Genomic DNA, 19,788 nt, shown 5'->3' on the forward strand with positions numbered 1-19,788 from the left:
CAGATAAAATACGAAATACAGAAAAATGAATATCAAAGAAAGTTTGAAAAAAACTGGCCTTACGCTGTTTTGGCAGTTGGTGTTGGCTGTGATTGCTGGGGGTATATTGATATGGTGCTCCTTGCAATTGCTCAACTTTTATACTGACCACGGCAAGTTTATAGTAGTGCCTAACCTGACCAAAAAAACGCTCTCGCAAGTGCAAATTCTCTTAGATGAACAGCAATTGCGCTATGAGGTAATCGACTCTACCGAATACGACCCTACATATGCGCCTTTCGCCGTGATAAGTCAGAGTCCGGAGCCTAACGAACGGGTGAAGAAAAACCGCAAAATATATCTGACCCTCAACCCTTCGGGCTATCATAAAGTGACCGTACCAAAGGTGATTCAGGTAACACGACGCAGCGCTGAGGCTACCCTACAATCGGTGGGATTGGCTATCGGTACCGTTACTTATGTAGATGATATCGGTAAGGATATGGTGCTGGAAATGCAGTATCAGGGCAAACCGGTACTACCTGGGGATAAGTTGGTGAAAACTTCGCGCATTGACCTTATCTGTGGTAATGGTATGGAGGCGAGAGACTCTATTCCTGAGGAAATTCCTATTGAGGAGTTGATGGGGAATTAGATGATGAGGCGATTTGCCGATTTGTCGATTTGTCGATGAGGCGATTATAAACATCCCCCCCCTTTGCACATACTCCGCTGCGCCAGCTCGCGGACTTCCTTCAAAGGGGGAGATGTGACGGTTAGCAGGACGGGGAGATGTGATGGTCAGCAAGACGGGGAGATATGACGGTTAGCAGGATGGGGAGACGTGACGGTCAGCAAGACGGGGAGATGTGATGGTTAGCATACACGAAAATCAAAGTATGATGTTCGGGTATGAGTTCCCCCTTTTGAAGGGGGATAGGGGGATGTTGGAAATAAAAATATGAAAAATATAGACGAATTAGAAAATATAGATGATATAGACGAATTAGACGAGTTAGATGAAGAGGGGAGTCCCTCGATGTATGAGCATTACTCGTTTAAGGCGGGGAAAGGGCAGGAACCGCTGCGCGTGGATAAGTTTTTGATGAACTTCGTGGAAAACGCTACTCGCAATAAGGTGCAACAGGCGGCTAAACAAGGGAATATATTCGTAAATGGTCAGCCGGTAAAATCTAATCATCGCGTGAAAGCTAACGATGAGGTGAAGGTGTATTTTGCGCATCCGCCTCACGAAGATTTGTTGATACCCGAAAATATACCTCTGCAAATAGTGTATGAAGACGATAGTCTGCTGGTGGTAAACAAGCCGGCGGGTATGGTAGTACATCCTGGACACGGCAACTATAGCGGTACCCTTATTAATGCGCTGGTCTATCACTTTGAAAACCTGCCTAACAACAGCAGTAACCGTCCTGGGTTGGTGCATCGCATCGATAAAGATACCAGCGGACTGCTGGTTATCGCTAAGACCGAAGAGGCTATGCTGCACCTGACTCAGCAGTTTTTTCACAAGACTACTGAACGCGAATATATAGCCCTTGTGTGGGGCAATGTGGAAGCTGATGAGGGTACGGTGCGCGGGCATATAGGGCGGCATCTGAAAGATAGGCTACAGATGGATGTTTTCCCTGATGGGTCGCACGGCAAAGAGGCGGTGACGCACTACAAAGTGTTGGAGCGTTTTGGGTATGTGACCCTCGTGTCGTGTAGATTAGAAACAGGGCGCACCCACCAGATACGGGTGCATATGAAGCACATAGGGCATACGCTCTTTAACGATGAGCGCTACGGAGGCGACAAGATACTGAAGGGGACGACCTTTGCCAAGTATAAACAGTTTGTAGACAACTGTTTTAGCGTATTGCCGCGCCAAGCCTTGCACGCCAAGACCTTGGGTTTTGAACACCCTGTGAGCGGTGAGTACCTGCGCTTTGACAGTGAACTGCCTGCCGATATGCAGGCGTGCATAGAAAAGTGGCGCATATACAAATCAGCAAATTAGTTTTGGTACTTACATATTTTTATAGTATTTTTGCCATTTAGAAAAAAGAAAAGAACTTGCATTGCAGTTATGATAATTGATAAAATAAAAGAGCATATCGCTAAGATTGAGGACTTTAAAGTTCAGACTAAAGAAGAACTTGAGCAATTGCGCATTCAATACCTCGGCAAAAAAGGGGTGCTGAATGAGTTTTTTGCTGCTTTTAAAGAAGTGCCTGCTGCCGAAAAGAAATCTTTTGGGCAGGTACTTAATGAACTCAAACAAAAAACAGAAACTAAAATACAAGAAATACGCGACCTTTTGGAGCAAAAAGAGGAGCGCAAAGGGGTGTATGCAGACCTTACCCGTCCGGCATATCCTACTCCCTTAGGGGCGCGTCACCCTATTTCGTTAGTGAAAAACGAAATACTGACCATCTTTGCTAACATAGGCTTTGATGTGTCGGACGGGCCTGAAATAGAAGATGATTGGCACAACTTTACTGCCCTGAACTTGCCTGAATATCACCCAGCTAGGGATATGCAGGACACTTTCTTTATACAAACGAATCCGGATATACTGCTTAGAACGCATACCAGTTCGGTGCAAATACGCTATATGGAAGGGCATCAGCCGCCAATACGCACTATTTCGCCAGGGAGGGTGTTCCGCAACGAGGCTATCTCGGCGCGTTCGCACTGTCTTTTTCACCAAGTAGAGGGGCTTTATATCGATAAAGACGTATCGTTTGCTGACCTTAAACAGACTTTGCTATACTTCACCAAAGAGATGTTTGGCAAGTCGCGCATACGCTTACGTCCGTCATACTTCCCTTTTACCGAGCCAAGTGCTGAGGTGGATATTTATTGGGGGCTGAACAATGAGGTGGATTATCGCATCACTAAAGGTACCGGTTGGCTTGAGATAATGGGCTGCGGAATGACAGACCCTAACGTATTGAAAAACTGCGGTATAGATAGCGATACTTATAGTGGTTTTGCCTTTGGTATGGGAATAGAGCGCATTGCGATGTTACTGTACCAAGTGGGTGATATACGTATGTTTTACGAAAATGATTTGCGCTTCTTAGAGCAGTTTAAGAGTGCTTATTAATAACATCCCCCCCCTTTATATAAACATCAGTATATAAAACATCCTCTTATATAAACATCCCCCCTTTATATGAACATCCCCCCAGCCCCCTTCAAAGGGGGAGATGGGACGGTCAATATACACGAATATCATAATTGTATATCATACTAATATCATACTTATATATCATACTAAAGCTATTGGATGTAAAATTGAAAAATAATTAATGCTAAAACTTGATCATATTTCATACGCTTATGATGGCGGGCAGTCGATTTTGAAAGATATATCGTTTGTACTGCCTCAGGGCGAGCATTTGGCAGTGATGGGCGAAAGTGGCTGCGGGAAGAGTACGCTGCTGAAAGCTATCTATGGGCTTATAGATGTGCAAGGGAGTATATACTTCTGCGAAAACCGCGTGTGGGGGCCTTCGCGTCAGTTAGTACCCGGTTATGCTGCGATGAAGTATTTAGCCCAAGACTTTGGCTTAGGTCCTTATCACACCGTGGCTGAAAATGTCGGTAAATTTGTGTCGAACCTCGACCTTGATTACAAGAAAGAACGCGTGGCAGAACTCCTCAGTTTAGTGGGTATGCAGGATTTTGTTCAGCGCAAAGCCTTAGACCTTAGTGGGGGAGAAAAACAACGCGTAGCCCTTGCTATGGCACTGGCTCAAGAACCCCAGCTGCTGCTCTTAGATGAGCCTTTTAGTCAGGTAGATAATTTTAGGAAGAACGAATTACAGCGCACGCTTTTTGCTTACCTTAAGGAGCGCGGCATTAGTTGCGTAGTGGCTACCCACGATGGTAAAGAGGCTCTCTCATTTGCTGATAAAACTCTTATAATGAAAGGCGGGGAGTTATTGCATTTTGGCGATACGCTAACTGTCTATGCGCAAGATACTGATTATTACACTGCTTCGCTCTTTGGCGAGGTAAGTTGGCATAAAGGTAAGCTATTGAAGCCTCATCAGATACACATCTGTGCCCACTCTGACTGGCAGGTTACTGTACAGCAGCACTACTTCCAAGGGATACAATATCTTATAGAGGCAACTTCAGAAGAGGGGAAAGTTTATTTCTACAGTTCAGAATCTATAGCAAAAGGAGAAGTTTGTAGTTTAGAAAGTTAATTTTTTTAGTAGTAGGCAGCTTTGCGCTGTTAGACATAAAAAAAGCTCTTCAAGTTTGAACCTGAAGAGCTTTTTTCGTTGGTCTACTAGGACTCGAACCTAGAATAACAGAACCAAAATCTGCTGTGTTACCATTACACCATAGACCAATCTTTTTGCATTTTTGCGGTGCAAAGGTACAGCTATTTTTTTAATCTCCAAATTTTTAAGCGTATTTTTTTAAGAAAAAATTTAAGTAAAAAAGCTAACTTATTAATAATTAGTGTATTGATGTTTTTTGGGAGTGTAATTTTTTTTGAAGTTTCAGTAAAGTTTTGTATATTTGCCCCTCTATTGAGGTAAAAAACAATTATTTATGCAATTACATTTCAGACAGGCTACGGCTGCTGATGCCAGATGTGTAGCCCACCTCCTTACCGATGCGTTTGCCAATTATAATATGTATCGCGCTGTGCTAAATCGGTTTTTCTTTTCGGATAGTCAGTATATCGATTATCTGAACAAACTGCACTACGTACAGGCGATGAGCAATATTCGCAAAGGGTACTGCTTGCTGGCTGAGCACGAAGGTACCCCCGTAGCGGCGGCTGTGATGCAGCATTTGGGTAAAACTCACATCGGCTTATGGGACTACTTGCGCTCGGGTGCTTTTGCCCTATGGCAATACGCGAAACCTACGAAGCATTTTTTGCCTTTTCTTGACCAAAGCAGCGAGCAGGCGAAAAACAATGCACCTGAAGGGACGTGGTACTTAGAGAGTTTGGTGGTAAGCCCCGAATGGCAAAGCAAAAAGGTAGGCGGTAGGTTTATAGACCAAGGTATAGTGCCTTTTATAGCCCAACGCGGGGCTACCCAACTGCGCTTGGTGACCAATACGGCTATGAATGTGCATTTCTATACCCGACACGCTTTTCGGCAAACGGACTACCGCAAGATACAAGAAGTAGAGGTATGGACATTGCAGCGAGAAATAGCACTTGAAGAGTAAAAAATGTGGAATTATTTTTGGTAGTTACAAAAATAGTTGTATTTTTACACCCTTGAAAAAATGAATTAATAACTAAATACTCAGAATATTATGGAAGAAAATATAAGAGTGCGCTATTCTGATAAAGAATTAGAAGAATTTAAAGCGATTATAGAAGAGAAAATAAAAAAGGCTCAGACAGACTTAGAACTTATCCGCAGTTCGTATATGAACAGCGCTACTAATGGTACTGACGATACATCGCCTACCTTTAAGGCTTTTGAAGAAGGCTCGAAGGTAACGAGCAAAGAAGAGAATACGGCATTGGCCATTAGACAAGAGAAGTTTATTCGCGACCTTAAGAATGCGCTTGTCCGCATAGAGAATAAGACTTATGGTATCTGTCGCGTAACAGGTAAACTGATAGACAAACGTCGCTTGATGGCGGTGCCCCACGCTACCCTAAGCATTGAGGCTAAAAATATGCAATAAGTACCTATGAGTCCGACAGAGTACATTTGCCAAGAGACCCTTATCACCCCTGAAGTGCTTGCGCCTTTGGTAGAAAGGCTTTTTGAACAAAAGCACTACAAAAAGTATCAAACGCTGCAAAAAACAGGTAGCAATGAGGGACGGTTGTACTATGTGGAACAGGGACTGCTGCGCACTTTCTACGAGAAAAAGAAAAAAGACATTACCCATTCTTTTTTTATGGAGCAAATGTTTTATTTTCCGGTAGAGAATATTTATTTTGACAGTCCCACCCCCATTCAATTAGAGGCATTGGAGGATTGTGTGGTATGGGAAGCCGACTTTAGAGAGGTAGAGCGTGTGGTAAATGAGCATCAGGAGCTGGAACGGCTGATGCGACTGCTGTTAGTATCGGCCATACAGACCCTTAGAGAGCAGCTGTACACGATTAAGTTTCAGACCGCCCAAGAGCGGTATGAGTTGCTGCTGAAGAAATACCCCCAGATACTACTGCGTGCGCCTTTAGGGCATATAGCCTCGCTATTGGGTATCACCCAACAAACACTAAGTGTAATACGAAAGAATTAAACGATTAGTCAATTAGAAAAAATAAGCCAATTAGCAAATGAGAGAATTTGTTAATTGGCTTATTTTTAATAGGTTAAGCACTTTTCTTACTTAGAATAATAATAAATTTCGCTATTTTTCGTTTTTTATTTTGTAATGAAAGGAAAGCGTGGTATATTTGCAACGAAAAGACACGAAATACCTTATTTATTATATAATGGCGACAACTGATAAAGACACTCAAACAAAAAACAAACGATGGTTTCGTTTTCTGATACCTTCCTTGGTAGGTATCTTGATAGGTCTTGCGGGGTATATATTCTACCTATCTAAAGCACATTCCTATCTATCTGACGATCCAAAGGCGTGTGTGAACTGTCATATTATGGAGCCTGAGTATGCTACGTGGTTGCACTCATCGCACGGACGTAATACCGTGTGCAACGACTGCCACGTACCGCACGACAATGTCTTCCGTAAGTATTATTTCAAAGCTAATGACGGTTTGCGCCACGCTACGATGTTTACCTTCCGAATGGAGCCACAGGTTATCAAGATGCACTCACCAGGACAAAAAGTAGTGCAAGAGAACTGTATTCGCTGCCACAGCACCCTTGTAAGTGAGGTGCAGATAGGCAAGGTAACTGCCCCAATGGCACACGCTGGCAATGGCAAGCTCTGCTGGGAATGCCACCGCGAAGTGCCTCATAGCCGCGTACGCGGGCTGAACGCTGCTCCTAACTCGCCCGTGCCTATTATTGATGATATGGGCGCTAACGTTCCTGATTGGCTACAAGAAATGGCCGCTAAAAGTAAAAAAAGTAATAATTAAAAAAAACGAAATATAATTTATACAGCGATGAAAAAGAAACATTGGTTAATTGCAGGTATATTGGCAATAGTGACCTTCTTATTAGGACTATTGGCTAATTCAATAATGAATAGATCACAAGAGGCTGAGTTTATCGCAAAAGGCGGTAATAACCTCCCAGATCAGGAGTGTAAGAACGAGCTATTCGCACCGTTCTACCCACGTCAGTACGACTCTTGGAGAGCGACTGCTGACACTACATTCCGCTCTAGGTATATGAGCAGTCAAGATGATGATTTGCTCGCTTTGCGCCCCGAAATGGTCGTGCTTTGGGCTGGTTATGCTTTCTCTAAGGAATACAACGCTCCACGCGGACATATGCACGCTATTGAAGACGTTACTAAAATTCTTCGTACTGGTGCGCCTACCGATTCTACCCACTCTCCTCAGCCTGGTACTTGCTGGACTTGTAAAAGCCCTGATGTACCTCGCTTAATGAAAAAAGTAGGATTAGACAATTACTATAGTGCTCCTTGGGATAAATGGGGTAACGAGATAGTAAACCCTATCGGTTGTGCTACTTGCCACAATACTAAAACAATGAAGCTTGAAATTCACCAACCAGCTCTTGTTGAGGCTTTTGAACGTCAAGGGAAAGATATTAACAACGCTACTCACCAAGAAATGCGTTCGTTAGTATGTGCACAATGCCACGTAGAGTACTACTTCAAAGGTGATAAAAAACACCTTACTTTCCCTTGGGATAAAGGTATGACTATTGAAAAGATGGAAGAGTACTACGATGCAGAAGGTTGGACTGACTATGTACACTCACTTAGCCGTACTCCTATCCTTAAAGCACAACACCCCGACTATGAACTTTCTCAACTCGGTATTCACGGACAACGCGGCGTTTCTTGTGCCGATTGCCATATGCCATACAAAACTGATGGTGCTGTGAAATTCTCTGACCACCATATCAGCAGCCCACTACGCAATGTATCAGCGAGTTGCCAAACTTGTCACCGCCAAAGTGAAGAAGAATTGGTGAAAAACGTATACGATCGCCAAGATGCTGTATATGGTATGCGTATGAAACTCGAAAAACAATTAGCAAAAGTACACTTCAAAGCTAAATTCTTGTGGGATAACGGTGCTAACGAAGAACAAATGAAACCTACTTTGGCACTTATCCGCAAATCACAATGGCGTTGGGATATGGTACACTCTTCACACGGTGCCGCTTTCCACGCTCCTATCGAATCTGAACGCCTCCTTAGCGATGGTCTTATCTATGCTTATCAAGCTGAAAATAATTTAGATGTGCTTAAAGAAAAACTAAACATCAAAACAGCTTTCGTAATGCCTGATATTAGCACTAAAGCTAAAGCCCAAAAAGAAATAGGCTTGGATATACCAAAAGAAGAAGCTGCTAAGAAAAAATTCTTAGAAACTATAGTGCCTAAATGGATAGAAGAAGCTAAAAAAGCAGGACGCTTAGTATCACAAAAATAGTGCACGCCGTATTAGGCAATAACAGTCAATAATATAGACTTTGCCAAAGGTCGTGGGACGAAAAGCCTGCGAGACTTTGGCAAAGTTTGTCTTTATTATATTATTATTTTTTAGTTTTTATGAAGCAATACCCATTCGCTACCTTAGTAGCGTGTATATCCCTTATAATAGGGCTTATTTTACAACTTACCGTCGGGAGCCTCAGCAAAAGCTGGTTTAGCTTTCCTGATAATATCGTCGCAGGGTTCACTTTTGTAGTGATTACCACGCTGGTATTCTTTATTTTTAGAAAGTCGGCTTTCGTAAGTAGATTTTCATCAGCTCCGTTTGCTATTGTAATTGTAGCCGTTTTAGGCTTACTGACTATCGGGCTTGGGAGTATCAATGTAAAACCTGAAGAAATGCAAGGTGTTTTAGGCAAATTAGGCTTAAATGACCTAACTAAGACGTGGTATTTTGGTCTTATATTTGTATTAGCCCTTATGAACCTTTGGTTTGCGATACTCAAACGCTCTTTGGTATACGAGAGCAAGAATATTCCGTTTTTGCTCAATCACTTTGGACTATGGTTGGTGATGTTTGCAGGTGTACTCGGACAAGGAGATATCGTACGACTAAAAATGAATCTCTACAAAGACAAAGCTGAGTGGCGCGCCTTTACTGAAGAGAACAAAATGGTGCAACTGCCTTTGGCTTTAGAGCTTAAAGAGTTTAGCATAGATATTTATCCTAATAAACTGTTTGTGATAGATACTACTGGTTCGGCACTGCCTGTAGAGAAACCTCAAGGCTTTATGCTTGAAAAGGAAGGGGAGAGTATGACTCTTCTACATTGGAAAGTTACTCTTCATAAATACCTTGAAAAGGCAATACCCGACACAGATAGCACTTATATAAACCACACTATGTGGGGAGCTACTAACGCTGCCCAAGTGACGATAGAAGACTTGCGCACTCATAAGAAGAAAACGGACTGGATATCAGCTGGTAACTTTCAGTTTTCGCCTCGTGCTATCGACTTAGATAAAGATCATACATTAGTGATGGCACCCCCTGAAGCACGTAAGTTTCAGTCGCAAGTGTTAGTATTTCAGAAAGATAAGAAAGATGAGATACGCGAAGAACGCATAGAGGTAAACCATCCTATTAGCGTAGGAGGCTGGCGTATTTATCAAGTGAGCTACGATGAGCGTGCCGGTCGTTGGTCTGAACTTAGTGTAGTAGAGCTTATCTCAGACCCTTGGCTACCAGTGGTTTATACAGGTATATTTTTGCTTATTGCTGGTGGTATAGCTTTCTTGTTCCAAGTGAAAGGGAAGAAAGAGGTAATTGTAAATTCATAATTCTAAATTCATAATTAAAAGAAATGTGGCATCATTTTGACATAGTAACCTATCTCTCGGTAGCACTTTGGCTATTAGGAGGTAGCCTTATTTACAGTAAAAACAAAGCCCTAAGGGTAGCGAGTATAGCTGCTCACTTAGGAGCGACCCTTATAGTAGGGGGCTTTATTATAGCACTTTGGAAGAACTTAGAGCGTCCGCCATTGCGCACTTTAGCAGAAACACGTATATGGTACTCACTCTTTATGGGGCTTATAGGCTATGCTATCTACTTGCTCTATCGACAAAAATGGATGCTTAGCTACTCAGCTGTAATGGGTATTGTATTTATAGTGCTCACTTATACGCACCCTGATACGATGAACAAAGCGCTAATGCCAGCACTGCAAAGTGTATGGTTTATACCGCACGTAATCGTATATATCTTTGCCTATGCGATGTTAGGTATGGCATCGCTTACAGCTTTTTATGGCATCTATAGATATAAAAAAGGACAAGAAACTAGCAGCATATTTGCTGTGATAGACCAGCTTATAAAGGTGGGTTATGTATTCTTAACCTTTGGGTTGCTCTTCGGAGCGCTATGGGCAAAAGAAGCGTGGGGACACTATTGGACGTGGGACCCTAAAGAAACGTGGGCTTTCATCACTTGGTTGGGCTACTTGGTATATTTGCATCACAAGTACAATCATAATGAGCGTAAACCACTACAAAGCTTCGTAATTGTAGGGATAGCATTTATCCTTTTGTTGGTATGTTGGTTTGGCGTGAACTACCTACCTACTGCTCAAATGAGTGTACATACTTACTCAGGATAGGACAAAACGAAATATAAAAACGAGCACCGGTCTAAAAAGACTTACCTTTTTAGACCGGTGCTCATTTTGTATTATTACTTCTACTTCTTCATTCCCATAAAGAAAAATCCGTAGCAGCGCTCATTTTCTTCTAATTGTAAGAAATCTTTCATCTGAAACATAAAGCCGGGGGTACCCCAATAGCACCCTATGCCGTGGGCAGTGCAGGTGAGGTACATATTTTGTACAGCCATCGCTGTCGCAGCTATTTCTTCCCACTCAGGCACTTTTCCACTAAAACAAATGCTAATAGTTACTATTGTATCTGATTTAGCTGTTTTTTGGGCTATTTCATTCATTTTTCGCTCAGAAAAGTTCTCAGCAGGTACATTTTCTTTGTACAGTCGTACTAATTCTTCTCCCAAAAGGGCTTTATCAGTACCTCTATGAGCTTTTAGGCGCCAAGGTTTGGTGCGTTTATGGTTAGGAGCATAGTCAGCAGAGCTGATAATCTCTTCTAATACTTCTTTGGCTATAGGTGCATCACTATATTCAGGAGGGAATATACTCTTGCGAGTGGTAATGATGTGTCGGAGTGTTTGGGCTTCTGTCATAATACTAAGAATTAATGTTTAATGGGGCAAAGATAATAAATTACTAATTATTATGTATCTTTGCGCCCAATAAAATAGATAATATATGGGAAGTAAAAATAAACTTAAACGTTTTGAAGAAAACAAGACTTTTGCTAATGTTATACAGCCTTCGCGAGAGGAGCTTTTAACCAACACTTTTGCTTATAAAGAGAAGTGGAATGAGCTGTATTTTAAGAATAATAACCCTATTGTCTTAGAATTAGGCTGTGGTAAAGGCGAATATTCAGTAGGCTTAGCTAAACGACACCCCGAAAAGAATTTTATAGGTATAGATATCAAAGGAGCGCGCTTTTGGAGAGGAGCTAAGACAGCAGTTGACGAGCAAATAGCCAACGTAGCTTTTCTTCGTACCCAAATAGAACTCATAGAACAATGTTTTGCACCCGAAGAGGTGAGCGAAATATGGATTACTTTCCCCGATCCTCAGATAAAATACAAACGCACTAAACACCGGCTAACAAATGCTGATTTCTTAGCCCGTTATCAGCATATTCTAAAACCAGAAGGCTATATACATCTGAAAACTGATAGCGAATTTATGCACGGCTATACTCTCGGACTGCTACACGGAGCCGGACATAAGGTGCTGTATGCCAACCACAATATCTACAATAGTGATGGGGTACCTACAGAAGTTACCGAAATCAAGACTTTCTACGAGCAGTTTTATTTAGAGCAAGGCAAACCTATCACTTATATTAGATTTCAGCTAAAACGAGATTAACAAACTACTTTTTAAGAGCAATCACCCGAATGGTGCGCTTAACTTGTTCTGCTATAGCGCGTGCTTGTGCAACCTCAGGGTTTACAATTGTAACGTGTCCCATTTTTCGGAAGGGACGCGTTTCTTTTTTACCATAAATATGCGGAGTTACCCCCTCCATTGCTAATATTTGTGCTATGTTTTCATATACTACCTCTCCTTGCTCACCTTCAGCTCCTACAAGATTTACCATTACACCAGCTACTTTGCTTTGGGTACTGCCTAATGGAAGCCCTAAGATAGCTCGCAGGTGTTGTTCAAACTGGTTAGTATAAGCAGCCTCTATGCTGTAGTGACCAGAGTTGTGAGGGCGTGGGGCTACTTCATTTACTAATATCTCATCGTCTGCTGTTTGAAAGAGTTCAACAGCCAAAAGACCAACCACACCAAAAGCCTCTGCTACTTGCACAGCTATAGCTCTTGCCTTCTGGGCAACAGCATCATCTATACGAGCGGGACAAATAACGTATTCTACCTGATTAGCCTCAGGGTGAAACTCCATTTCTACCACCGGATAAGTACAAACTTCTCCTTGACTGCTTCTGGCTACTATTACAGCTAATTCTTTAGCAAAAGGTACTAAAGTTTCAGCTATACACTGCCCATCAGGCAAGCCGTTAAGGTCGGCAAGTTGGCGTACTATCTTCACGCCATTGCCGTCATAGCCAAAACGTGCAGACTTCCACACAAAAGGCAATTTTAGTGTACCTACTTCAGCAGCTGCGCACAAATCGGTAAGAGACTCAAATGCCGTAAAAGGAGCCGTAGGAATACCGTTTGCTGCATAGAATTGCTTTTGCACAGCCTTGTTTTGTATCTGCCGAATAGTCTGCGGACTAGGATATACTTGCACCCCTTCAGCTTGCAGCTTTTCAAGGGCATCAACGTTTACATTCTCAATTTCTATAGTGAGTACTTGTACATCTTTGCCGAACTGATAGACGGTATCAAAGTCGGTCAGGCTTCCTTGCACAAAGGTATTACTACCGATGCGGCAGGGCGCTTCAGCAGAGGGGTCTAGTACTTTAGTAGCAATATCAAATTTGCGAGTTTCGGTTAAGAGCATCTTGCCGAGTTGTCCTCCACCGAGTATGCCGAGGGTAAAGTCTGATGAAAAATAGTTAGTCATAGTTAAAGTTATTTGTTTTTTATCTCTCTAATCAGGTATATATATACAGGGAAGTGGTCTGAATAGCCCCAAGTGTAGTTGCCATTTGCCATACTGCGGAAAGGATAACCTTTATAGCGTCCTTTGGGGTTTGCCAAATAAGGACGGTTGAAAATACCGGCTTTCCAATAGCGGTAACTGCTCTTGTCTTCTTTTAGTAGGTCGTAGGTGAAATATATTTGGTCAAAGAGATTCCAACCGTCTTGATAGGCGAGAGTCCCCATTCCTTTCTTTAGCATTGCCTCCATAGGGTTGAAGAGCTCACCGGGCTTAACATCTTCCTTTTTATCTTTAGTTTTAAGTATGTTTTTAAATCCGGAGTTGATAGGGTCGTCATTAAAGTCGCCCATCGACATTATCTTAGCATTAGGATTTATCTTTAGCAGCGAATCAATAATCTGCTTGTTTAGAGCAGCAGCTTTTTCGCGCATAGGACGACTTTTAGCCTCTCCTCCTAAGCGTGAAGGCCAGTGATTTACGATAAAATGTACTTCTTCACCATCTAAATCCCCACTAACTAATAGCTGGTCACGAGTGTAGAGGGGTTTACCGTCTTCTTTGGTTAGGTATAGAGGGTGTGCTTTAGATGATGAGGGCTTAAAAACACCTTGTTTGTACAGAAGAGCCACATCTACCCCACGTGCATCAGGCGATTCGTAATGTACAATGCCGTAATTATATTTCTTTAGGTAAGGGGTATTGATAAGGTCGGTTAGTACCACATCGTTTTCTATTTCGGCGACGCCTATAATATCCGGAGCGTGATGGGTAACATCAGTACCTATTTCTGAGAGTACCTTTGCTATCTTCTGTACGTGGTCGTTATATACTTTTGAAGTCCAACGGTCAGCCCCGTTAGGGGTACGGTCGTCATCAAACTTATGTGGGTCGTTGATGGTATCAAAAAGGTTTTCTACGTTATAAAAAGCAACGGTTCTTACCATAAATTTCTTCGGTTGTGCGTTTACATACGCTAGTGCCAATAAGCACCATACTAAAATTAAATTTCTTCTCATTATATTAGTCATTAATCAGTCATTAGTTATATTATTACCTAAAAATTCTATTAAAAAAGCTCTTTTTCTTTTCGGGTTCTTCTTTTTGTTGGGTAGCGCTTTGGGTGTTAGGGTTCATCACATCGTCTATCGAAATCTCATCGTCATCATTGTCTATATCGTGCAGCTTACCTTTGCGCTCATATAGGCGATAGTGTATATCTCCTGCGTATATAGTATCTTTAGGCGGAGCGCTTAGAAGGCGGTCTATAAAGCCCTCGCGTACTACCGATTCGCATTCTAATACCTCGCTGCGTACCTCATCACTCACTTCAAAAGTAGCTTTTGTAAGCGAGTTAAACTGCCGATTGCGGTTCAGTTGTTGTATAAACAGAGCAGCTATAGGCAGTGCCGAGTTAGCTCCTTGCCCTATACGGGTACTGCGGAATCCTATCTGGTGGTCATTACCTACCCAGCTAATCATCACTAAGTTAGGAAGCATTCCAGCGAACCAACCGTCTTTGTTGTCTTGGGTAGTACCGGTCTTACCTGCTAAATCGTTGGTAAGTCCGTACTGTCCACGCATACGGGCAGCGGTACCTTCATTTACGGTAGCGCGCATCAGCTGTATCATCTTTTGGGCAGTGGTCTCACTAATGGCAGCCTCTTGTTTAGCAGGCTTGTGTTGCCATATCACTTTCCCTTTTTTATCTACTATTTTTTCTATGAAATAAGGTTGCGAAGGCACCCCTTTATTAGCAAAGGTAGTAAAGACTTTTGCCATTTCTATAACCGGTAATTCGGCAGAACCTAAGGCTATTGACGGCACTTGGGGCAGAGGGGTTTTCACTCCCATCTTATAAGCTTTTTGGATAACATTTTGCAGTCCTGCGTAGAAAAGGGTCTGTACAGCTATAGTGTTCAACGATTCTTTCAGCGCCTTGCCTACCGAATAATAAGTGCTGGGGTCATCGTCTGTGGCTGACGAGTTGCGAGGCGTCCAGTACTTCTCATCGGCATAGGTAAGAGCACGTGGCGAGAAATGCGAACATACAGGCATTCCCATTTCTAAGGCAGTAGCATAGACGATAGGCTTAAATATCGAACCTACCTGCCGCTTGCTCTGTAGTACGTGGTCGTATTTAAAATGCTCAAAATCAACACCTCCTACGTAGGTCTTTACAGCGCCTGTCTGAGGGTTTACACTTACGAACCCCGTGTTTAGCAAGCGTATGTAGTGCGAAAGGCTATCGAGGGTGCTGTGCTGCTGTACCTTGTCTTCTTCGTAAAACGACAATTCCATATTTTTCTTTTCGCTCAGCTGCTTCCATATCTCCTCTTCAGTTAGGTTTTTAGCTTTCAGTTCTTTATAGATAGGCAGTCGTTTTACTTCTTGCTTAAACCAATCGCTGTCTAAGTTCCAAGGCGCTTTTTTGCCATAAGCCTGCTCAAATTCTTTTTGTAGGCGGGCTAAGTGCTTCTTTACAGCTGTTTCAGCGTATTCTTGCATCGTATAGTCGATAGTTGTGTAGATGCGAAGCCCATCTCTGTAGATATTGTAAGGAGTGCCGTCTTCTTTTGTGATATTTTTTAGCAGTTCCGGCAGTTGTAAGCGTATTTGCTCGCGCAAATAGGGAGCAACCCCTTCACTTATTATGGTATTGTAGTTTATTTTCAGGCTGTCTTTAGTTTGTGCAGCAAAATCTTCATCTGTCAGATAGCCATTTTTCTTCATTTTAGCCAATACCGTATTCCGGCGCTCCTCACTGCGCTGAGGGTACAGACGAGGGTTGTAGTTGTTGTTTGCCTTTAGAGTGCCTATTAGCGTAGCAGCTTCGTTCAGGGTCAGCTCCTTAGCAGGTTTGTTAAAAAAGCGATACGAGGCACTCTCTATACCGTAGGTATTATCGCTAAAAGGCACAGTGTTTAGGTAGAGGGTAATGATTTCCTCTTTGGTGTAAACGCTTTCTATCCGCCTTGCGATAATCATCTCTTTTATTTTGTGTACAGGCATCGTCAGTTTGCCATAGCGTTCCCCACGCCCAAAGAGGTTTTTAGCCAATTGCATCGTTAGGGTACTCCCCCCTCCTGAAGAGTCATCTTGCAGTAGGAGAGTTTTAAAGAAAACCCTAAAAAGACTCTTAGTATCTATCCCACTATGGTCGTAAAAACGCTCGTCTTCAGTGGCTATAAGCGCATTGATAAGGTAAGGGGGAAAGTCTTTGTATTCTATACGCGTACGGTCGAAGATAAAAAACTTACCTATACAAACGTTGTTATCATCGTAGATAAGGCTGGCTTCAGCTTGGCGCAATTCTTTAAGTTCCTGTTTGGTAGGCAGTTTGCCAAAAGCCCCAAAGTAGATGAGTAGTATCAGTAGCAATAGGCAACCCAAGCCACTAGCTATAATGATGCCTCCCCATTTCAGGTAAGATTTTCGCGAAGTGCCGCGCAATGAGTAGATACCAAAAGGTATGAGCACTATAGCGGCTACAGCGGCTATCCAAAGGGTTTTAAGGCAATAGCGCAATAGGCGGTATAGTTTTTCGCCTATCCACACACATCCCTCTAGCACACGCGAAAGCCCTGTGCCCAGAAAGAGCAGGCACGCTACCGCATACTTTTTATAAGGTATATTTTTGTGCATTAGCTTCTTTGATTTAACCATTTCAGAGTACAAAAATACAAAACAATTATTAATTAGCAAATTTGCCAATTATAAGTTGATATATTTATCGAAATAGTTAGCTATATTTTTCAGTTCTTCGCGATAGAGGTCATCTTCTTTTTCTGAGAGGATACCATAGCCGTAACGCCTAAAGGTCTGTAGCACTTCCGAAAGAGCATCGGTAGTGAGCTTTACGGTTATCAGTACAGTATCTTCGTGATAGTTAGAAATGTATAACCCTAAAAGCTGACTGTGGTTGCTTTCCACTATCTGGGCTATTTCGGCAAATGAATAGCTGTGGGCGTCTTTTTCTAAGATAAGCACGCGTCCTGTCTCTTTTATAAAAGGGGTTTCAGCCAGTTGCAGTACAAAGTCGCGAAGCTGATAGCAACCTATTAGGTGCTGAGCTTCATCTACTACCGGCAGCATATCTGTCCGATGGGCAGCAAAAGCCTCCATTACCGCATCCCACGAGGTGTTTACCGACACGCTGTAATGGTCAAAAGCATAGCGATACTCGCTGATAAGAGCCTCTTCGGCTTCTTCAGCGATAGTAGCTTTGCTTAGCACCCCCACTAATAGTCCCTCTTCGCACACGGGGAGTGCCGAAAGACTATGCGCCTCAAAGAAAAGTTTTGCCTCCTCTACCGAGCGGGTTATTTCTATGTATAAAGAATGTGTGGTCATAAGCTATGGAGGTTTTAATAACAATCTGTTTTTATTTGTCCATTGTTTTCAAAGTAGCTCAGGGGTTTGCGTAGGTGAAAATGACAGACCTCTTCTAAAGTTTCCTTTACAGCTTTTAGCATTGCCATCGAACCGCAAATCATCACTACCCCTCCTTCGGCTAACAAGTTAGCAAAAAACGAACCTTCGCGGTGAATGATGTCCTGCACGTAAAACTTGTCTCCTTCTCGCGAAACGGCCTGCCAGTAAGTGCTGATTTTCCCTTCTTCTATATAAGGGTCTATATAAGGGCGATACAACTCTAAAGAGGCTTCGCGCCTACAACCCCATACTAAGGTAAGAGGCTTTTTGTCGGTATTCTCCTCTATCATTCCAAGGAAAGGCGCCATACCGGCTCCATTGGCGATACATACCACTTGGGGCGCTTTCTTAGGGAAATGAAAATTTGGGTTAGGCTCTATCACTGCCCGCAATGTTTCGCCTATAGGCAGGTCGTTTAGCAGGTTCGATACCACCCCTTGCGCAACCAGCTTAACGCTTAGCCATATTTCTTCGCGATATTTGGCTATAGAGTACAAACGCTCGCGACCATCAGCAGGGGTAATACCCAGTAGGTCGCCCGATTCAAAAGCTACATTCTTAAGCGGTTTTAGGCGTACTAAGAAAATATCATCATCCATCACAGGCGTTCTCTCTACTACTGTCAATTCTGTGCGTTTGCGTTTTTTACGAGTCAGGAAGTCTGACGGCAAACGCAGATTGAGGTCTTGGGTAGCACTCCACTTTTCAGCCCACTGCCTAAAGGCGTCTACCGACTGGTCGCTTATGGTGTGCAACGGAGTCATCGCCTTGGCTTGTGGCTCTTTGGCTAAGAGTACATCTACCTCTTTGGCAAATCGGCAAAACTCAGGATACGAAAGCGACCCAAACCCGACCACCGTATAGCCAAAGCTCTGCACTATAGGGTGTTTCTTCCAGAGTTCAGCAAAACGAGTCCCCGTCATAGGGGCATCGCCATCGCCGTAAGTACTCGCAAAAATAAGCAATTGTTCTAATTGTGGATAGTTGCCAAAATCGTTCATATCAGCTATATAAGAGCGTTTGCCTTGCCTTAGCAGGTCATCGTGTACAGCGCGTGCAAACTCGCGAGTACTACCGCCCTCAGTACCTACTAACACTATGTATTCACACACTTCTTTAGCAAACGGATTCACGCTCTTTTTGCGCCTTTTCAGCGTGATAGCAAAACCCGAATAGATAAAAAATAGTATAGCCAAACAGCTGATAAATAGCAGAGTAGCCCAAATATAATGCCCTTTGCCTATGTGTAGGGTGCGCACTAAGTAAGCCAATCCTTTAAAAGGAGAGGTCGAGGTGCTGATAATCTCACCTGTAAACTGATTCACAATCACATTTTTATTGATAAAATCTATCTTATACACCTCTTCAACATCTTCAAAAGCAGGAAACTCTACCGACCGCACTTCAGACAGGGGTACGTTGAAGACCTCAAAATCAGTGTAAGCTCTTGCGGGTTCTTCCGATAGGGTAGAGGCATCGTACTCGTGTTGAGGTTTAAATTTAGGTACAATTCCTATGGTTTCCAGCGTCATATACACGCCGGTAAGGCAAATAATAAAGATAAATACGAGCATCCAGCGCCCTATAGCCGAATGGTAATGAGGGTTAAATTCTTCCCCTTCGGGTAGTTTTCCAAAGAAGTGGCGCCAGCGTTGCTGTTTGCGTACAATCAGCCATATACCCGATAAGGCTATTATTGCAAAGCACAAAGCCGTGATTCCCATTATCACCCGTCCTGTTTTGCCCATATAGAGCGAGCGGTGCAAGGTTTTAACGAACTGTATAAACTTCGAAGGCTTATAATTTCCCTCCATTACCGCGCCCGATTGGGGGTGTATAAATAGTTTTTTACCCTCCGATGTCTCTACTTGCACAAAGTGATTGCGGTCGATAGTGAGTTTAAGGGCATCTATCTTCTTCTCTTTTAGGGCGGCAATGGTTTGGGCAAGAGTCGCCTTTTCAAACTCTGCACTTTTGTAAGGCAATGTTTGGTTATACACCGATTCTACTGCTAATATAGCCCCTGTAAGAGCTCCCAGCAATATGAATACCCCCGCTATTAGGGCAATTATTAAATGAAGTTTTCTTGCCATT

18 protein-coding genes and 1 tRNA gene are annotated in these 19,788 nt (G+C 42.8%); 12 read left to right on the forward strand and 7 right to left on the reverse strand.

Going from position 1 to position 19,788, the window contains the following annotated elements; translation table 11 throughout:
- Nucleotides 1-25: 25 nt before the first annotated feature.
- The 4 genes from FOC45_RS00690 (at nt 26) to FOC45_RS00705 (ending at nt 4,205) form a co-directional block, all read left to right on the forward strand.
- Nucleotides 26-634, forward strand: coding sequence for a PASTA domain-containing protein (locus FOC45_RS00690; protein WP_009390907.1), 609 nt, complete (start codon nt 26-28; stop codon nt 632-634).
- 306 nt (nt 635-940) lie between these two features.
- The gene (locus FOC45_RS00695) at nt 941-2,002 is read left to right on the forward strand and encodes an RluA family pseudouridine synthase (RefSeq protein WP_009390908.1); all 1,062 of its coding nucleotides are present in this window, start codon (nt 941-943) and stop codon (nt 2,000-2,002) included.
- 69 nt (nt 2,003-2,071) lie between these two features.
- A complete protein-coding gene (gene pheS / locus FOC45_RS00700; protein WP_009390909.1) occupies nt 2,072-3,094 on the forward strand; it encodes a phenylalanine--tRNA ligase subunit alpha in 1,023 nt (340 codons plus the stop codon).
- Between the two features lie 205 nt (nt 3,095-3,299).
- The gene (locus tag FOC45_RS00705; protein WP_009390910.1) at nt 3,300-4,205 is read left to right on the forward strand and encodes an ABC transporter ATP-binding protein; all 906 of its coding nucleotides are present in this window, start codon (nt 3,300-3,302) and stop codon (nt 4,203-4,205) included.
- A 78-nt stretch (nt 4,206-4,283) separates the two neighbouring features.
- On the opposite strand, the gene FOC45_RS00710 is transcribed toward FOC45_RS00705, so the two are convergent.
- A tRNA-Gln gene (locus tag FOC45_RS00710) sits at nt 4,284-4,354 on the reverse strand.
- Between the two features lie 206 nt (nt 4,355-4,560).
- On the opposite strand from FOC45_RS00710, the gene FOC45_RS00715 reads away from it, so the two are divergent.
- The 7 genes from FOC45_RS00715 (at nt 4,561) to ccsA (ending at nt 10,697) form a co-directional block, all read left to right on the forward strand.
- On the forward strand, nt 4,561-5,193 hold the full coding sequence (locus FOC45_RS00715) for a GNAT family N-acetyltransferase (protein ID WP_009390912.1): 633 nt from the start codon (nt 4,561-4,563) through the stop codon (nt 5,191-5,193).
- A gap of 90 nt (nt 5,194-5,283) precedes the next feature.
- Nucleotides 5,284-5,664, forward strand: coding sequence for a TraR/DksA C4-type zinc finger protein (locus FOC45_RS00720; protein ID WP_009390913.1), 381 nt, complete (start codon nt 5,284-5,286; stop codon nt 5,662-5,664).
- A gap of 6 nt (nt 5,665-5,670) precedes the next feature.
- Nucleotides 5,671-6,231 carry a Crp/Fnr family transcriptional regulator gene (locus FOC45_RS00725; protein WP_009390914.1) on the forward strand — a complete coding sequence of 187 codons (561 nt, stop codon included), beginning with the start codon at nt 5,671-5,673 and terminating at the stop codon, nt 6,229-6,231.
- Between the two features lie 196 nt (nt 6,232-6,427).
- On the forward strand, nt 6,428-7,042 hold the full coding sequence (gene nrfH / locus FOC45_RS00730; RefSeq protein WP_009390915.1) for a cytochrome c nitrite reductase small subunit: 615 nt from the start codon (nt 6,428-6,430) through the stop codon (nt 7,040-7,042).
- A 27-nt stretch (nt 7,043-7,069) separates the two neighbouring features.
- Nucleotides 7,070-8,536 carry an ammonia-forming cytochrome c nitrite reductase gene (gene nrfA, locus FOC45_RS00735; RefSeq protein WP_009390917.1) on the forward strand — a complete coding sequence of 489 codons (1,467 nt, stop codon included), beginning with the start codon at nt 7,070-7,072 and terminating at the stop codon, nt 8,534-8,536.
- Between the two features lie 119 nt (nt 8,537-8,655).
- Nucleotides 8,656-9,879 (forward strand): cytochrome c biogenesis protein ResB, encoded by a 1,224-nt coding sequence (locus FOC45_RS00740; RefSeq protein WP_009390918.1) that lies wholly within the window; start codon nt 8,656-8,658, stop codon nt 9,877-9,879.
- 23 nt (nt 9,880-9,902) lie between these two features.
- A complete protein-coding gene (gene ccsA / locus FOC45_RS00745; protein WP_009390919.1) occupies nt 9,903-10,697 on the forward strand; it encodes a cytochrome c biogenesis protein CcsA in 795 nt (264 codons plus the stop codon).
- Between the two features lie 80 nt (nt 10,698-10,777).
- On the opposite strand, the gene FOC45_RS00750 is transcribed toward ccsA, so the two are convergent.
- Entirely contained in the window at nt 10,778-11,290 is a 513-nt protein-coding gene (locus FOC45_RS00750; RefSeq protein ID WP_009390920.1) for a nitroreductase, read from the reverse strand.
- Between the two features lie 85 nt (nt 11,291-11,375).
- On the opposite strand from FOC45_RS00750, the gene trmB reads away from it, so the two are divergent.
- A complete protein-coding gene (gene trmB / locus FOC45_RS00755) occupies nt 11,376-12,056 on the forward strand; it encodes a tRNA (guanosine(46)-N7)-methyltransferase TrmB (RefSeq protein ID WP_009390921.1) in 681 nt (226 codons plus the stop codon).
- Between the two features lie 4 nt (nt 12,057-12,060).
- On the opposite strand, the gene purK is transcribed toward trmB, so the two are convergent.
- The 5 genes from purK to FOC45_RS00780 all read right to left on the reverse strand — a co-directional run bounded on the left by purK (nt 12,061) and on the right by FOC45_RS00780 (nt 19,787).
- Nucleotides 12,061-13,224: a 5-(carboxyamino)imidazole ribonucleotide synthase gene (gene purK, locus FOC45_RS00760; RefSeq protein ID WP_009390922.1), complete on the reverse strand. Its 1,164-nt coding sequence runs from the start codon at nt 13,222-13,224 to the stop codon at nt 12,061-12,063.
- 8 nt (nt 13,225-13,232) lie between these two features.
- Nucleotides 13,233-14,279, reverse strand: a complete 1,047-nt coding sequence (locus FOC45_RS00765) for an endonuclease (protein WP_034540311.1) — start codon at nt 14,277-14,279, stop codon at nt 13,233-13,235.
- 34 nt (nt 14,280-14,313) lie between these two features.
- Nucleotides 14,314-16,905: a transglycosylase domain-containing protein gene (locus tag FOC45_RS00770; RefSeq protein WP_034540305.1), complete on the reverse strand. Its 2,592-nt coding sequence runs from the start codon at nt 16,903-16,905 to the stop codon at nt 14,314-14,316.
- Nucleotides 16,906-16,974: 69 nt separating this feature from the next.
- On the reverse strand, nt 16,975-17,613 hold the full coding sequence (locus FOC45_RS00775) for an HPP family protein (RefSeq protein ID WP_009390925.1): 639 nt from the start codon (nt 17,611-17,613) through the stop codon (nt 16,975-16,977).
- A gap of 14 nt (nt 17,614-17,627) precedes the next feature.
- A complete protein-coding gene (locus tag FOC45_RS00780) occupies nt 17,628-19,787 on the reverse strand; it encodes a PepSY domain-containing protein (protein ID WP_009390927.1) in 2,160 nt (719 codons plus the stop codon).
- Nucleotide 19,788: the final 1 nt, after the last annotated feature.

Origin of the sequence: Capnocytophaga sp. FDAARGOS_737 (assembly GCF_009730375.1) — a bacterium.
Taxonomy (GTDB): Bacteria; Bacteroidota; Bacteroidia; order Flavobacteriales; family Flavobacteriaceae; genus Capnocytophaga; species Capnocytophaga leadbetteri.

Bases quoted from the DNA above. Each gene is read 5' to 3' on its own strand.
- FOC45_RS00690 (WP_009390907.1), top strand. From the start codon at position 26: ATGAATATCAAAGAAAGTTTGAAAAAAACTGGCCTTACGCTGTTTTGG.
- FOC45_RS00695 (WP_009390908.1), top strand. From the start codon at position 941: ATGAAAAATATAGACGAATTAGAAAATATAGATGATATAGACGAATTA.
- pheS (WP_009390909.1), top strand. From the start codon at position 2,072: ATGATAATTGATAAAATAAAAGAGCATATCGCTAAGATTGAGGACTTT.
- FOC45_RS00705 (WP_009390910.1), top strand. From the start codon at position 3,300: ATGCTAAAACTTGATCATATTTCATACGCTTATGATGGCGGGCAGTCG.
- FOC45_RS00715 (WP_009390912.1), top strand. From the start codon at position 4,561: ATGCAATTACATTTCAGACAGGCTACGGCTGCTGATGCCAGATGTGTA.
- FOC45_RS00720 (WP_009390913.1), top strand. From the start codon at position 5,284: ATGGAAGAAAATATAAGAGTGCGCTATTCTGATAAAGAATTAGAAGAA.
- FOC45_RS00725 (WP_009390914.1), top strand. From the start codon at position 5,671: ATGAGTCCGACAGAGTACATTTGCCAAGAGACCCTTATCACCCCTGAA.
- nrfH (WP_009390915.1), top strand. From the start codon at position 6,428: ATGGCGACAACTGATAAAGACACTCAAACAAAAAACAAACGATGGTTT.
- nrfA (WP_009390917.1), top strand. From the start codon at position 7,070: ATGAAAAAGAAACATTGGTTAATTGCAGGTATATTGGCAATAGTGACC.
- FOC45_RS00740 (WP_009390918.1), top strand. From the start codon at position 8,656: ATGAAGCAATACCCATTCGCTACCTTAGTAGCGTGTATATCCCTTATA.
- ccsA (WP_009390919.1), top strand. From the start codon at position 9,903: ATGTGGCATCATTTTGACATAGTAACCTATCTCTCGGTAGCACTTTGG.
- FOC45_RS00750 (WP_009390920.1), bottom strand. From the start codon at position 11,290: ATGACAGAAGCCCAAACACTCCGACACATCATTACCACTCGCAAGAGT.
- trmB (WP_009390921.1), top strand. From the start codon at position 11,376: ATGGGAAGTAAAAATAAACTTAAACGTTTTGAAGAAAACAAGACTTTT.
- purK (WP_009390922.1), bottom strand. From the start codon at position 13,224: ATGACTAACTATTTTTCATCAGACTTTACCCTCGGCATACTCGGTGGA.
- FOC45_RS00765 (WP_034540311.1), bottom strand. From the start codon at position 14,279: ATGAGAAGAAATTTAATTTTAGTATGGTGCTTATTGGCACTAGCGTAT.
- FOC45_RS00770 (WP_034540305.1), bottom strand. From the start codon at position 16,905: ATGCACAAAAATATACCTTATAAAAAGTATGCGGTAGCGTGCCTGCTC.
- FOC45_RS00775 (WP_009390925.1), bottom strand. From the start codon at position 17,613: ATGACCACACATTCTTTATACATAGAAATAACCCGCTCGGTAGAGGAG.
- FOC45_RS00780 (WP_009390927.1), bottom strand. From the start codon at position 19,787: ATGGCAAGAAAACTTCATTTAATAATTGCCCTAATAGCGGGGGTATTC.